General features: G+C 33.5%; 13 protein-coding genes. 1 reads left to right on the top strand and 12 read right to left on the bottom strand.

Going from position 1 to position 14,462, the window contains the following annotated elements:
- Nucleotides 1-126: 126 nt before the first annotated feature.
- Together ACWG42_RS11890 and ACWG42_RS11885 are read right to left on the bottom strand one after the other, a co-directional pair.
- Nucleotides 127-876 (bottom strand): DeoR/GlpR family DNA-binding transcription regulator, encoded by a 750-nt coding sequence (locus ACWG42_RS11890; protein WP_455792605.1) that lies wholly within the window; start codon nt 874-876, stop codon nt 127-129.
- Between the two features lie 129 nt (nt 877-1,005).
- A complete protein-coding gene (locus ACWG42_RS11885; protein WP_455792604.1) occupies nt 1,006-1,659 on the bottom strand; it encodes a DUF4867 family protein in 654 nt (217 codons plus the stop codon).
- A 201-nt stretch (nt 1,660-1,860) separates the two neighbouring features.
- Here ACWG42_RS11885 and ACWG42_RS11880 point away from each other — a divergent pair, with 201 nt between their 5' ends.
- Nucleotides 1,861-3,186 carry a class II D-tagatose-bisphosphate aldolase, non-catalytic subunit gene (locus ACWG42_RS11880; protein ID WP_455792603.1) on the top strand — a complete coding sequence of 442 codons (1,326 nt, stop codon included), beginning with the start codon at nt 1,861-1,863 and terminating at the stop codon, nt 3,184-3,186.
- Nucleotides 3,187-3,308: 122 nt separating this feature from the next.
- Here ACWG42_RS11880 and lacG read toward each other — a convergent pair whose 3' ends face one another.
- The 10 genes from lacG to ACWG42_RS11830 all read right to left on the bottom strand — a co-directional run bounded on the left by lacG (nt 3,309) and on the right by ACWG42_RS11830 (nt 14,183).
- Entirely contained in the window at nt 3,309-4,718 is a 1,410-nt protein-coding gene (gene lacG / locus ACWG42_RS11875; RefSeq protein ID WP_455792602.1) for a 6-phospho-beta-galactosidase, read from the bottom strand.
- Nucleotides 4,719-4,721: 3 nt separating this feature from the next.
- Nucleotides 4,722-6,389, bottom strand: coding sequence for a PTS transporter subunit EIIC (locus tag ACWG42_RS11870; protein ID WP_455792600.1), 1,668 nt, complete (start codon nt 6,387-6,389; stop codon nt 4,722-4,724).
- Nucleotides 6,390-6,585: 196 nt separating this feature from the next.
- Complete coding sequence (locus ACWG42_RS11865; RefSeq protein WP_455792599.1) at nt 6,586-6,903, bottom strand: PTS lactose/cellobiose transporter subunit IIA; 318 nt, start codon at nt 6,901-6,903, stop codon at nt 6,586-6,588.
- Nucleotides 6,904-7,098: 195 nt separating this feature from the next.
- Nucleotides 7,099-7,614 (bottom strand): galactose-6-phosphate isomerase subunit LacB, encoded by a 516-nt coding sequence (gene lacB / locus ACWG42_RS11860; protein ID WP_455792597.1) that lies wholly within the window; start codon nt 7,612-7,614, stop codon nt 7,099-7,101.
- Nucleotides 7,615-7,624: 10 nt separating this feature from the next.
- Nucleotides 7,625-8,056 (bottom strand): galactose-6-phosphate isomerase subunit LacA, encoded by a 432-nt coding sequence (lacA, locus tag ACWG42_RS11855; RefSeq protein ID WP_455792595.1) that lies wholly within the window; start codon nt 8,054-8,056, stop codon nt 7,625-7,627.
- Between the two features lie 148 nt (nt 8,057-8,204).
- On the bottom strand, nt 8,205-8,981 hold the full coding sequence (gene phnX / locus ACWG42_RS11850) for a phosphonoacetaldehyde hydrolase (protein ID WP_455792593.1): 777 nt from the start codon (nt 8,979-8,981) through the stop codon (nt 8,205-8,207).
- Nucleotides 8,981-10,078, bottom strand: a complete 1,098-nt coding sequence (locus ACWG42_RS11845; RefSeq protein ID WP_455792591.1) for a 2-aminoethylphosphonate--pyruvate transaminase — start codon at nt 10,076-10,078, stop codon at nt 8,981-8,983. The genes phnX and ACWG42_RS11845 overlap by 1 nt, the downstream gene beginning before the upstream one ends.
- Nucleotides 10,079-10,087: 9 nt before the next feature.
- A complete protein-coding gene (locus tag ACWG42_RS11840; protein WP_455792590.1) occupies nt 10,088-12,697 on the bottom strand; it encodes an extracellular solute-binding protein in 2,610 nt (869 codons plus the stop codon).
- A complete protein-coding gene (locus tag ACWG42_RS11835; protein WP_455792588.1) occupies nt 12,690-13,442 on the bottom strand; it encodes an ABC transporter ATP-binding protein in 753 nt (250 codons plus the stop codon). Before ACWG42_RS11835 ends, ACWG42_RS11840 begins: the two co-directional genes overlap by 8 nt.
- Before the next feature lie 462 nt (nt 13,443-13,904).
- On the bottom strand, nt 13,905-14,183 hold the full coding sequence (locus ACWG42_RS11830; RefSeq protein WP_455792587.1) for a hypothetical protein: 279 nt from the start codon (nt 14,181-14,183) through the stop codon (nt 13,905-13,907).
- Nucleotides 14,184-14,462 lie beyond the last annotated feature (279 nt).

Raw genomic sequence — 14,462 nt, 5'->3', positions numbered from 1 at the left:
TAATAATTAGATTATACTTTTGCGAATCAGATGAAAAAAAAGAAGGTCATTTATAGTACCTTCTATTTCAAAACTTCGTAAAACTGAGCAGAGTATTCTCATATATCAAATATATCCAATATTGTTCTAAATCACTTTTGTGTATCTTTCAATTTCGCTATAATCAGAATTTAAACTATCGTTACTAATAACAGCAGTAAGCTTATCACAAGTGTAAAAGTTGTAATAAGAATCAGTCTGGAATTTAGTAGAATCACAAACAATGAACTTTTCCTTAGCATTATCTAAAACTTGGCGGTGTAACCACCCTTCTTCTTCATTAGATGCAGAAAGATTATTGTTACAAATACCATTCGTACCGACAAATGCTTTTGTAAAATTTATTTTACTTATAACTTCTATTGCAATTGCGCCCAAGAATGATTCAATTTTATCATCAAATTTACCACCAACTAAAATTGTATCAAATCTTGTATCTTTACGAAATTGGAAATAAATATATAAACAGTTTGTAATAATACGAACATTTTTTGCTTGAATGTATTCATAAATATATTCGTTTGTAGTAGATGCACTTATAAACAAAATATCATCATCCTGTATAATATCAGAACATTTCTTTGCGATTTCGCGCTTTTTATCTTCATTTGTATGTTTTCGATCTCCATGCTCTAACTCTGTGTAAACAATTTGTTCCCCGTTACGCATTGCTCCACCATGCACCCTTACAAGTAAACCTTCTTCTTCCATATCTTTTAAATCTCTACGTATTGTCATCTCAGTTACATCTAGTTGTTTTTGAAGATCTGTCACTTTTACAAATTCTTTAGAGTCTAGCATCTTCAGTATAATTGCTTTTCTATTACCTTTGAGCATGATTACACCCACTTTCCTTATTGCTTATATTTTAGCAAAGAGGTCAACAAAACGCAAACACAAATGAACATTTTTGAACGTATTTACTATTGTTTATTTTCCAATATAAACAATTTTCTTTATATTACTTTATTTATATTTTAAGATTAACAAATCCCCATCCAATCCTGCAACACAACCTTGTTCTATTTTAGAACTTTGACTAGGATGACAAATATACCATTTATTCTTTTTCGTTAACACATCCATTGGTTTAGAATCGATCTCAGTATTGGTTCCTTCTAATAAATAAACTAGTGTAGAAAAGCCCTTTGATGTAGTCTGCAAAGGTGTATAATGTAATGTTGTTGAAAACAGTTCAATTACATCGCCTCTATGTAAGTAAAATACTTTGGCTTTGCTAACATCATAATGGTTTCTATTAAGATCTTTAGTACTCCCTAACACCAAAACACAATCATTGATTGCAATATTTACTTCACTTCCTTGATGATATTCAATTCCTGTCAATTTGTCATTCATACCTTGAACTATGCCACATTGTATTGGCATACACCCAAAGATCTCTTTTTGAATTTCATCAAAAACTATGAAGTGGTGTAGCTGTTCTATATCCGGTATGTAAGTTGTCCCTTCTTTAGATATTGGATATTGTGTATCCACATACTGGACTAGTTCTTTGCTGTCCATTGATAACACCTTACCGTAGGGAAAGAATTCCTCACTATGCACATCAAAAAATTCGATAGTAGGATTTAATATTTTCATCTGATCTAAACTCATAACTTCCTCCTTATATTTGTTTATGTAAAGTATACAACATTTTTCATCAAACATACATATAAAAATGTTATATTTTTATCTTTTATGTTGCTTTTTAAACAAATTTTACGAAATTTTCAACAAATATAGAACATTAATTAGTTATTTGTCTTTATTTTTGTTTGTTTTTGTTGTATTATGATAGTAGAAAAGGAGGTTATTATGACAACAATAAACCCATTAAAAAGAATTATAGAAAAACAGAAGGCAGGTATTCCAATTGGCATTTATTCTGCATGTAGCGCGAATGCGTACGTTATACAAGCAGCTATGGAGTGTGCAAAGCGTGATGACTCTTGCGTACTAATTGAAGCAACTGCAAATCAAGTAGATCAAAATGGCGGTTACACTGGTATGACGCCACTTGATTTCAAAGCATTCGTTTTGGATATTGCAAAAAAGGCTGGTATGGATGAGGATCGTATTTTTCTAGGCGGAGATCATTTAGGACCTCTTACTTTTGCATCACTTCCAGAAAAGGAAGCAATGGAAATGTCCTGTGAATTGGTTCGATGTTATGTAGAAGCAGGTTTCATTAAAATTCATATTGATACCTCAATGAAGGTTGCAGATGATGATCCAAATGTTCGTTTAAGTGATGAAGTAATCGCAAAAAGAGGTGCAAAATTAGCACATGTATGTGAAGAAGCCTATCAAAAATTATTAAAATCTAATCCAAATGCTATCCAACCAGTATATATTGTCGGCAGTGAAGTTCCAATTCCTGGTGGTGCACAGGATCCTAATGCTGGCATGCAGGTTACTCGTGTAGAAGATTTCAAAACAACTGTTGAAGCATTCAAAGATGCCTTTCAACAAGAAGGAATTTCTTCTTTATGGAAAGATGTTATCGCCGTTGTAGTACAGCCTGGTGTAGAAGAAAAAGATGCGGGTTGTGTTGAATATGATCGTACGAAAGCAACTGCATTGATGAATTCCATTAAAGAATATCCAGACTTAGTATTTGAAGGTCACTCAACCGATTATCAAACAAAGTACAAGTTAAAAGAACTAGTGGAAGATGGAGTTGGTATCTTAAAAGTAGGTCCTGGATTAACATACGCAATGCGTGAAGCTTTATTTTCATTAGCTTATATGGAAGAAATGATTCTCCACGGAAAAGAAGAAGAGCAATCAAAGTTTATCACAGTTTTAGAAGAAGCAATGCTCGAACAACCGAAAAATTGGATTAAGCATTATCATGGTAATGATGCAGAATTATGGTTTAAAAGAAAGTTCAGTTTTTCTGATCGATGCAGATATTACATGCCAGATATAAATGTAGAAAAAGCTTTAGAGAAGATGATACATAATCTTCGTTCATATGGAATTTCACTAGCTGTTTTATCACAGTTTATGCCTATCCAGTATACAAGAGTACGTGAAGGTTACATAAAAAACGACCCAGAAGAATTGATTAAAGATCGTATTAAAAATACGATTGATGAGTATATATTTGCCACACACCAAGAAGAACTTTTTAGATAAAAAAAGAAAAACATTATGTGTTATTATATTAGCATAATGTTTTTTTCTTAAATTCATTTTATACAATTACCCTTTTTAGAAAAAACTCCTTATTACATATTGCAAATAAGGAGTCTTCTATTTTATTTACTTAGAATTTTTGATTCTGCAATCATTCTATACCAATATGCACTTTTCTTTGCATATCTCTCTTGTGTTTCAAAATCAACATAGAACAGACCATAGCGCTTGTTATAACCATTTGTCCATGAAAATACATCCATCAAAGACCACAGAAAATAGCCACGTACATCAACACCATTATCAACTGCTTGAAGAATAGCATCCAAGTGCTGATAGATATAATCAATTCTAGAATCATCATTCACTGTATTATCAATCAATTTATCTTTTTCACCTACACCATTTTCTGTGATATAAATTGGCTTTTGAAAATGATAGTCATCATGAATTTCCATCAACATTGCACATAAACCTTCAGGATAGATTAACCAATCCCAATCCGTTGTTGGAACAGCTGGATTTATGACACGTTTTCCAGTACCTTTGATAGCATAAAAGCTACTTCCCTTTTCTCCAGTTCCATTATGACGTATGCAACTTTCCCCACTATATGCTTCCATAAAATGACTTTGATAATAATTTACTCCAAGAAAGTCTATATTTTGACTTGCCTCTTTTATTTCTATCAAATCCTCTTCTCGTATCGTAATCTCTCCATGGTTACATGCGAGAACTTCCTTTACGATACGTAATGTATCTTCACGATATTCTCCATAAATCGTTGCATCTAACATAAATCGATTGCAAAATGTGTGTTCATATAGAGCTGCTTTTTCATTTTCTTTTGTATTGCTAATAGCGATTTTAGGCTCTAAGATATGGATGATTCCAATTTCTCCAGGCAAATTCATGCCTTTGTATAAATTCACTACACGCGCATGTGCATAAAGCATATTGTGCATAGCTTGCGCAGCTTTTCCTAAATCGTAATGAATATTTGGAGGAAAATGCCCAACCAAATATTGACCTGCCGCTAACGACCAAGGTTCATTAATTGTTACCCATTTCTTAACACGATCGCCAAAGTTTTCGAAACAAACTTTCGCAAATCGTACAAAAGCATTGATCATATCATAGCTAAGCCAATCTCCTTTATGAAAAAGAGAAAGAGGTGTATCGAAATGATGAAGAGTAACAAAAGGTTCTACCCCATTTTTGATACATTCATCAATTAGGCTATTATAATATGCAATCCCTTTTGGATTTATTTCTCCATCTCCATCAGGAATGATTCTAGTCCATGCGATTGAAATACGAATTCCATTCACACCAAATTCTTTGCATGTTTTCAAATCTTCTTTATATTTATCATAGAAACCACTTGCAGGATCTGGGGAAAACACACCTTGTTGTGGTAAATACTCATCCCAATAGCAAGGACCTCTACCATCTCTTTGAGTTGCACCTTCAGCCTGATACGCTGCAGTATCAGCACCAAAGATAAAACCTTTAGGAAATTTTTTTACCATTGCTTACACCTTGCCTTCTATGATACTCAAGGCAAAACATAATGCTTTTTCTGGATCTCTTGTCAATCCAACATATTCTTTTCCACTTGTTGTAGCCGCTTTGCAATTAGTTCCTGAGCAATCATTTGTTAATTCTTCAATCATAGACCCCATTTGTGGAGCCAAAATAATAACATCAAAATCTTGAATACTCGCTTTGTGTTGACCATAGGCCATTGCAATAGAGTTTACATCCAATCCTTTTAGTTTTGCACCCTTTTCAATAGCATTTGCTAACATTCCAGAAGTAGCGCCATTTGCACATAATACTAATATGTTTTTTGTTCCTTCTATAATAATATTGTCTTTGCTATCCTCTTTAGATTCTTCTTTCATTTCAACAATTGTAGTTTCTTCTGTCGTCTTCAGTTTTTCCTCTTCTACTAATTGTTTATCATACACCTTAAAGAATGGATAATAAATCACAAAATCTATTACGCAAAGTACGCCAACTAATACAAATGACAGTACTGGGAAACCTGTCCCTATAACCACACCGATTGGTCCTGGAGTTGTCCATGGTAGATTATAAATAAATCCATTCATACCTAATATATCGATGAATACTTTAAAGATACATACATTTGCAATCGGAGCTACAATGAATGGTATAAAGAATACTGGGTTTAATACTAATGGTGCACCAAATAATACAGGCTCGTTTACCCCAAAGATAACTGGAATCGAACTTGCTTTTCCAATGGCTTTTAGCTGCTTTGATTTTGCTAAGAATGCAAACATCATTGTTATTACAAGTGTTGCACCAGTTCCTCCTAATGTAGCGATAAAATATTGCGTTCCTTGAGCAAGTGCATTAGAAGCATGTTCACCCGCTTGTGTTGCCATAAAGTTAGTTTCTACATTTGTGATGTAAATAGCAGCTACTGCTGGTTCTACAATAGAAGGACCATGAATTCCAACAAACCAGAAGAAGGCCATTGCACCAAATATTAATGATAATCCTACATATCCATCTGCTGCTGAAAATAAAGGCTTGAATACTTCTATTACCCATTCTGCAAATCCTACATTAAGCCCTAAACGGAATACATAATCAAAAATCCAGAAAATAGCAATGGATACAGCAAGAGGGAAAATATCAGCAAATGTCTGAGCTATATTATTAGGCACTTCTTTAGGCATGCGAATTTTAATATCACGACTCACGAAGAAGCGATAAATAACAGGTGTAACAAAAGCAGATACAAACGCAGTCAATAACCCTTTAGATCCTAAGAATGAGCTAGAAAATCCTCCATCAATAGAATCTGATGAAAGTAACAAGAAACCAATGATCGATACAACCATAGTACTTGTAACATTGATTTTTCTTGTACTTGGTAACTTTGTATTAAAGTTATCAGTCAAACTTTTCGCAATCGTTGCACTCATCAACAATGCGAGTATCCCCATAGAGTAATTGTAAGCTTTCATTAACATAGTCTCTAATCCAGGATTTAAATATATTCCAAATGCATTCGGTACATAAGCAATTAATAAAAAGATACTAGAAAATAGAATAACTGGGATTAAACTAATAAATCCATCGCGTATAGCCCTTAGATAAGGATTATTTGATATTTTTTCAAAAGCTGGTTTCATTGCTTCAATTTTATTTATAATAAAGTTCATACTTTGTTTTCCTTTCTAAATTATGAGCTTATATATTCATATAAACGGATACACTTAAAATAGCTTATATAAAAAATATAAACATCATATTTGTTTCACTGTAGCTTGTTTAAACAGTGATTTTGAAGTAATATTATAGTGTCAGATATTTTTTTGTTTGTGCGCCACACATCAAGAAATCATTATCTGACTTTTTTTATTTGCTTGTTCTTTCGAATAATGTTATAAAGCTATGTACTACATCGCGCAAAAGCATTGTTGTCATCAAATGATCTTGTCCATGCACCATAATGAATCCAACATCAACTGCCTCACCACTTGCCTCCGCATGCAACATATCCGTTTGCGCTTGATGTGCCATAGTCAAACATTCTTTGGATTCTTCTACCAATTGTTTAGCAAGTTCAAAATTACCGCGCTCTGCTTCTGTTAAAGCTTGCACCAACTTTGATCTCGCATCTCCTGCATAAGCAACAATTTCAAATCCTACCATAGCGCCTTCTTCTCTTGTCATACAAATTCCTCCTTTTTCTTAATTTCATGTATATCAATAACAGTAGTATACTGCTTCTATTCATAAAAGCGCTTACACTATGTCTTATGAGCATAATACCACATTTTCGAACATTTAACAACAATAAACGTCTATTTACTTCTAATAAATTGTTTGTTTCTAACATTTATATTGTTAATATCATACTTCGATCATTTAATCGTGATACTCTCCCTTTTCCCATTTCTCAATAAATTCATCAAAATAATGGTCATCCTGAATATAATCAGTTGATTCAATTAAAGAGTCAATTTTCTTTATCAATCTCTCATTTTCAGGGTTTGGTTGATATTTACTTTCAAAAAATGCATCAAGAATGTCTTGAATTAAGCCAATACCAGATACTCGACCACCAACACCAATAACATTCGCGTTAAGTTCTTCCTTTGCATATCTTGCTGTAATAACATCTCCAACTAACGCACAACGTGCTCCCTTTATTTTATTTACAGCATTGGTAATACCTACTCCAGTACCACATAAAACAACTCCTTGTTCACAAACGCCAGAAACTACAGCTTCAGCAACTTTTTTTCCATAAATTGGATAGTGTGTGCGTTCATGATCATAAGTACCACAATCTAGTACCTCAAACCCTTTGTTTTCAAGATATTTCTTTATATCATTTTTTGTTTCAGTGACGATATGATCACATCCAATTGCTACTTTCATAAGTACCTCCTTAACACATTTTGTTTAGCATATCTACTCTTATTTGATGACGTCCACCAGCATAATCTGCATTTGCAAATCGTTCAACTATGCGTTTTGCAACTCTACTCCCAACGATTCCACTGCCCATGGTAATGATGTTAGAATTATTGTGATCTCTTGTCATTTTTGCTGAATGCTCGTCGTTTAGCTCTGCACAAATTATATATTTAAATTTATCTGCCACCATAAATGATCCTGCACCAAATTCATCAATAATAATTCCTTTATTTCGATCTACATTCTTTAATACTTCATTTACCACTTTAATGCTAGCATCATAAAAGTCCTTTTCTCCATCTTCACTCACGTCCACCACATCATAATTGAGAGAGTTTAAATGCTTTACAACATCATCTTTTAAACTTTTACTTTTCGCATCTGAACCAATAAATATAGTCATTTTTAGACCTCCTTTTCTTTTGTATATGAACATATTAGCACATTATCGAAACATTGTAAACATTATTATGTTGTTTTTTGTTTATTTGTGTTCTTTTATTTTATTGTTTTATTATTTTAATTCAAAAAAAAGCACCCACTTTGGATGCTTATGCAATGGATTGAACCAATGCTGGAAGTTCTTTTAAATTATAAAGGATAAAATCTGCTCCTGCTTCTCGATATTCTCTTGTTAGTTTCTTAATCAACGCTTCTTGTTCTTCAACGTTCAAGTTTTTATATTCTTCTTCACTCAATCCCATCAATGAGCTACCTTCTAGAATACCTACAGCTAATACACCAGCAGCTTTTGCTTCTTCAATATCTGAAATTGTATCTCCAACCTTTAAAACACTGCGTACATCTTTTATTTGCATTGCTTCTAGGTTACGGAAAATCATATATGGATATGGACGACCGCAATTATTTACACTGTTTGGAGTAATCCAATAATCTGGTGAATAACCATTATCTTTTGCTTTCGGAAGTACAATATTCATCATCTCGTCTGTATATCCTGTAGTAGAACCAATGCGAATACCAGTTGCACGTAAAGTTTCTACCGCTTCCCTTGCATATGGTTTCAACTCACAATATTGGTCTAATATTTTCAATAAATTGGCAGTGAATTTATTATGCATTCCATCAATATCAGAATCCTGACTTGCTCTTCCATATTTCTTTTCCCATTGTGCTTTGATATTAGGCATCGCCAACATTGTCTTGATATGATCCCACTTTAACATCCCCATAGGTTTTCGTGTTTCATCCATTGTTACATCAATTCCATATTCCTTAAACACTTCTATAAATGTTCTTACTGGCGCAAAACAACCATAATCTACTGTAGTCCCTGCCCAATCAAATATAACCGCCTTAATTTTCATTACTTGTTATCTCCCTTCATATAGTCTTTCATAATACTTGTTAATGTGTGAATATCTTCTTCATAGATTTCACCAATAGTTCCAATTCGAAAGGTATCCGCATCCGTTAACTTCCCTGGATAAATGGCATACCCTCTCTCTTTGATATAATCGTACATAGATTGAAAATTAAAGTTTTGTCCTTTTGGATATAAGAATGTGGTGATAATTGGCCCTTGATAAGCTTTTTCTACATAGGGTTTAAATCCCAACTTTTCAAATTCGTCAATCAAGGTTTTCATGTTGTTGTAATAACGCTTACTTCTTGCGGCTACTCCACCCTCTTCTTCTAATTCTTCCATCGCTTTCGCAAAGGCTAAAACAACATGTGTTGGGGATGTATAACGCCATTTTCCATCTTTCTCCATACCAACCCACTGATCATATAAATCTAGAGATAAAGAACGAGCATTTCCCTTTGATGCGATTAGTTTTTCACGATTTGCGATAATGAAGGAGAAGCCTGGTACTCCTTGAATACATTTATTTGCAGAACTTACTAAGAAATCAATATGATCCTCACATAAGTCAATGTCCACACCACCAAAGCTTGACATTGCATCTACAATGAATGTTTTTTGATACTTCGCACATAGTTCTCCAATCGTATGAATATCATTTAAAATGCCACTCGTAGTCTCGGAGTGAATCATAGCTACATGTGTAATTTCACTATGTTCTTTTAATGCTTCTTCTGCTTTTTGTGCATCTGGAATCAGATTGTATGCCTGTTCAATATGAACGCATTTGATGTTATGGTAAGTACACATTTTTGCAATACGCTCTCCATAAGCCCCATTGCTTAACAACAATAACGTACCATCTTTTGGAAGGATGCTAGAGATTACACTCTCTACTCCAAAAGTTCCTGAGCCTTGCATCAAAACACTTGTATATGTACGTTCATCCACATGTGCAATCGTTAATAAATCTTTACGAATTCTTTGTGTTATTTGTTTGTAATCATCATCCCATGTACAATGATCAAATAACATTTCTTGTTTTACGGTATCGCTTGTCGTAAGTGGTCCTGGTGTTAATAATTTGTATGTATTCATTTTCTTCTCCTATTTCTGGCATTCCTCAAAGAATGTCTGGTGTTCTTTTAGTAAGTCTACTGTTAAAGGGTATTTATAAATTCTTGGTTTTGTAGAAGCTACATCACGATCGACTTCTTCTCCTTCATAGAGGGTCGTCGGATAAGTTTCTAACAATTCAGATCGTGCATTTTCCATGATGCATCTTGCGATTGCCATTGCGGTTGCGCTATTTTCTTTCTTAACAACGGCTAGAGATTCCGTTAAGGTATAATTTCCTTCAGTTGGATCTACAACTTGAATTGGTAATCCTTTTTTACTATCTGCGATTGCTTGATGTCTTAATCCAAATGCAATCCCAACTTCTCCTGATCGAACTTTCTTGATTGGACCGGAACCACTGGATTCTAAATGAGGTCCAACATTATCTAGCAGTTTCGTTAAAATGATGTTACCTTCATCTTGTCCATATGTATTTAGGATTGCTTGTACCAATAACCATCCCGTTGAACTTGCCTTAATATCTGGGATGGATATATAGCCTTTATATTTATCATCGGTTAATTCCTTTATAGAGGTTGGTATACTTAAACTCTTTTCCTCAAGGAATTGTGTATTTACAATGAGAGCTCCTTCCAAGGCGGTAAGTGGTGTATCATAATCAGAATAGGTACGTATGGTATCTGTACGGAAGGTAAGTTTTTCAAACATGTTTTGTTTCTCTTGTGCACTATCTACATAATAGGTACTCATAGAGATTAAGTCTGCTTCTATATTAGAACCTTCAGCCATCAGCTTTCCACCCAATTCACTTGTCCCAAAGGACTGCAAGATGTATTGATCAGCAAACCCATTCTCATCTAATGCATGACGTATCGCAACTAATGCTTCTTCATCCGCATTGGAATAAATTACAACTTTCTCTTGGGATGTCCCAAAGATAAAGGTAAATGCTAATAAAACTACTGCTCCTAGCGCAAGTACAATTTTCTTAATACTGAAGGATTTCTTTTCCACTTGTTTTCCTTCTTTTTTCTGCGCATACAATTGTACAAGTCCTTTTACAATTAGGTTCGTAATAAGGATCAATAAAGATAATACAAAGATTTCATCGAATTTGGCGAAGTGCTGTAATTCTTTGATCTTCGTTGTAAGAACTGCTGTTTTTGCCCCAACGATAAAGATAAGTGCACTAATCGTAACCATAGAGTTTGTAAAGTAGTAGGCAAACATTTCTAAAATAGTGCTCTTTGAATTTGGGATAACCACTCTTCGTATGGTCTTCCACCAACTATCTCCCATCAACATTGCAGTTGTTTCAAATGATGCATTCATTTTTCCCAACGTATTTTTTGCCATTACATATGGCGTACAGAAGAAATGAATCACATTACAAATGATAATAATATAGAAGGTGTTTTGAAGTGACGTTCCACTAAAGATAAATAGGAAGGCAATACCAATCACCATACCTGGAATGGAATTTGAGATACTACTCATAATATCGATGGATGTTTTCGCAAACTTCGATAATTTACTACGCATTGTAATCAATGCACTACAATAAGCAACAACAGTACCAAAGAGTGCGCTTCCTAACGCAACAAGTAGTGAATTTTTATATACTCCTAGCAAATTACTTGACGTTAACGTATCCACGAAATGATCAAGTGTAAAGCTTGCATCATATGGCCATTCACTTATAAATGGAAGTATGATAATCACCGCAAAGATTGAAACAATGAATCCAAGAACGAATAAAGATGAAATGGAGCATATTCTATCTCTAATTTTATGTTTTGGTAAATCAATATCAGTAACTTTATGATAACGTACATTGAAGCGTTCTAAATAATGAAGTATGGCAATACTTGCGATACTTGGCAATAACATCATCATCGCAACTACAGCACCATTAGCAAAGTTTGGAATCGCACCTAACATTTCATTATATAGGGTTGTCGCAACAACATTGAATTCTCCTCCAACAGCTGCAGGAATTCCAAAGTCAGTGAAACATAGGAAGAAGGATTGAATGAAGGCAGCTGCTAGTGTAGGAATTAAAGGAATGATGGTAGTCATCATAAAACGTTTCCAAGTATTGTCTTGCATAATCTTCGAAACGATTATAAATTTCTTATCAATATAACGCATCGCATTATTCAACAACAAGAAAGCGATCGGAAGAGTATAAATTACATATGCAATTAATAACCCCCAAAACCCATAGATATCAAAGAATTGTATATGAATCAATTTCGTAAATAATCCTTGTTTCCCAAACGTATATATAATTGCAAATCCGTATGTTATAGTAGGCAACAACATAGGCATGGTTGCGATAACTTTAATGCTTTTTTTGAGCTTAGGGAATGCATTTGTAAAATTGATTGTATATGCTAATAAGAATGCAAGTAACAACGTAACGAATGCTGCTACTCCTGAAACAAGAAAGCTATTTTTAAAGGCGATCATAAACTTTCCTGATTGAAACATGCCTGTATAATTCGCAAGTGAAATTTCATTTCCGCTTACAAATGATTTGTATAATAATGTAGCTACAGGCATCAATAGAAAGATACAGAATAACAATGCCAATAATGCATATATAATTTTTAATTCTCTAGACTTCTTAAGCATATTGCTCTCCGAATAATTGATAGATATTATGACGTTTAATTTCTAATTGTTGAAGAATAAATTCTCTTACAAAATCGCTGGATGGTTGATTGATAATATCCTGAGGTTTTGCATATTGAGAAATACTTCCCTCTTTCATAATCAACACGCGATCAGATAACGTAAGTGCTTCTTCAGGATCATGCGTTACAATAATAGTTGTCAATTGATATTCTTTCGCAATGGTTTTGATCTTTTCTTTGATGCTTTCCTTAATCACTCCATCTAGTGCAGATAATGGTTCATCTAATAATAGTATTTTGGGTTTCATTACCATTGTTCGAGCAAGTGCAACACGCTGTTTTTGACCTCCAGATAATTGATCAATACGTTTATCAAGGTGTGCAGATAATCCAAGTAAATCGATCAAATCATTCACTTCTTGGCGTGTGGATATAGTAGGTTTGTTTTTCAATCCATACATAATGTTGTCATAAGCATTTAAGTTTGGAAATAAAGCATAATCTTGGAAAACAATATTGAACCCTCTCTCTTTCATAGAGACATGAGTTAAATCTTCTCCTTCAAAAATAACTGATCCTTTATCAATATCCGTAATGCCTAAGATACAATTTAATAGGGTTGTTTTCCCTGAACCGCTTGGTCCTAGAATGGAAACAATTTCTCCTTTATTTATTTCCAAGGAAATATCGTTTAATATTTTTACATCATCATATGATTTGCATAAGTGCTCTAACTTTAACATGCAGATCCTCCTTCAGGTAAATACCTTTCGAGCATCATTATATCGGTTATTTCCTTGAAAACAAGGCAAGTAAAAGCTTCTTAACGATGCGTTAACAAACTGTTTACAGAAACCGGTTACACGCACATTTCTGTTAATTCTGTGTAAAATTGTGTCGTTTTATATAAGGATCTGAAACAAAATATTCACAATGAACACTCTTCTTAAATTTACTGTTATTTTTTTCTAATGATGTATGAATTTTTGAACAAAAACAAAAAAAACAAGTTTTCATCTTGTCCTTATCATTCATAATCTTTAAATTGAATTTCTTATTTCTTCAAACGTTTGAGCATTCATTAGTAATTGTGATACTTGTTGTAGTTGTGCCATAGTTAAGGTTGATAGCCAAGAAGATGCATCTACATTAAACTTAGTTTGAATGAGTTGATTCTCTAAAATCTTTGCGCCATAATACTCAAATCAATTCGTTAGATTTGTGAGTAATCCTTCAACTTGCATACCATAAAAACGTAACCGTCCCCCATCTTTCACGTGCACATCCAATATGATTTTCTTATTTGCAAGTGCTTCTGGATTCATTTCAAGATTTACCACAATACTATCTACTGGGTCAATCCCTGTAATCTCCTTAATCATAAAGTGACAAATCATTTTGGAATCTTCATCTTGAGAAGATAGGGCGAATTTGAAGAACACATCATTCTTATAGCTTACTTTTGTTACATCTTTTATAGCCATATATATCATCTTCTTTTTTGTTCTTATACTTTACATATACAAGATGAATTTTAAAATTCCTTAAAAATCGACAAACTTTATAGTAAATATGTAAAAGTAAACATAAAGGATAGGAAAGAAAAGAGGCTGTAACGAAATAGACACATTTGGAAATTTAGATGATGCCTAGGAGGTTACGACCTCTTTTTTTCTTGTATATGAGTCATATAGGTTGAAATCAGCTCATTGAGCTTAAAAAAGGGTATAAGAAAAATACTTCTATTGTGGAAAACTTTAAGA

Source organism: Amedibacillus sp. YH-ame10, from assembly GCF_053848885.1.
The sequence above is the reverse complement of the archived record's forward strand: the minus strand, read 5'-3'. Positions and strand labels throughout refer to the sequence as shown.

What these genes read in the sequence shown, in the direction of transcription:
- ACWG42_RS11830 (WP_455792587.1), bottom strand. Translation starts at nt 14,183, where the DNA reads ATGGCTATAAAAGATGTAACAAAAGTAAGCTATAAGAATGATGTGTTC.
- lacB (WP_455792597.1), bottom strand. Translation starts at nt 7,614, where the DNA reads ATGAAAGTAGCAATTGGATGTGATCATATCGTCACTGAAACAAAAAAT.
- ACWG42_RS11885 (WP_455792604.1), bottom strand. Translation starts at nt 1,659, where the DNA reads ATGAGTTTAGATCAGATGAAAATATTAAATCCTACTATCGAATTTTTT.
- ACWG42_RS11865 (WP_455792599.1), bottom strand. Translation starts at nt 6,903, where the DNA reads ATGACAAGAGAAGAAGGCGCTATGGTAGGATTTGAAATTGTTGCTTAT.
- phnX (WP_455792593.1), bottom strand. Translation starts at nt 8,981, where the DNA reads ATGAAAATTAAGGCGGTTATATTTGATTGGGCAGGGACTACAGTAGAT.
- ACWG42_RS11890 (WP_455792605.1), bottom strand. Translation starts at nt 876, where the DNA reads ATGCTCAAAGGTAATAGAAAAGCAATTATACTGAAGATGCTAGACTCT.
- lacA (WP_455792595.1), bottom strand. Translation starts at nt 8,056, where the DNA reads ATGACTATATTTATTGGTTCAGATGCGAAAAGTAAAAGTTTAAAAGAT.
- ACWG42_RS11845 (WP_455792591.1), bottom strand. Translation starts at nt 10,078, where the DNA reads ATGAATACATACAAATTATTAACACCAGGACCACTTACGACAAGCGAT.
- ACWG42_RS11840 (WP_455792590.1), bottom strand. Translation starts at nt 12,697, where the DNA reads ATGCTTAAGAAGTCTAGAGAATTAAAAATTATATATGCATTATTGGCA.
- lacG (WP_455792602.1), bottom strand. Translation starts at nt 4,718, where the DNA reads ATGGTAAAAAAATTTCCTAAAGGTTTTATCTTTGGTGCTGATACTGCA.
- ACWG42_RS11835 (WP_455792588.1), bottom strand. Translation starts at nt 13,442, where the DNA reads ATGTTAAAGTTAGAGCACTTATGCAAATCATATGATGATGTAAAAATA.
- ACWG42_RS11870 (WP_455792600.1), bottom strand. Translation starts at nt 6,389, where the DNA reads ATGAACTTTATTATAAATAAAATTGAAGCAATGAAACCAGCTTTTGAA.
- ACWG42_RS11880 (WP_455792603.1), top strand. Translation starts at nt 1,861, where the DNA reads ATGACAACAATAAACCCATTAAAAAGAATTATAGAAAAACAGAAGGCA.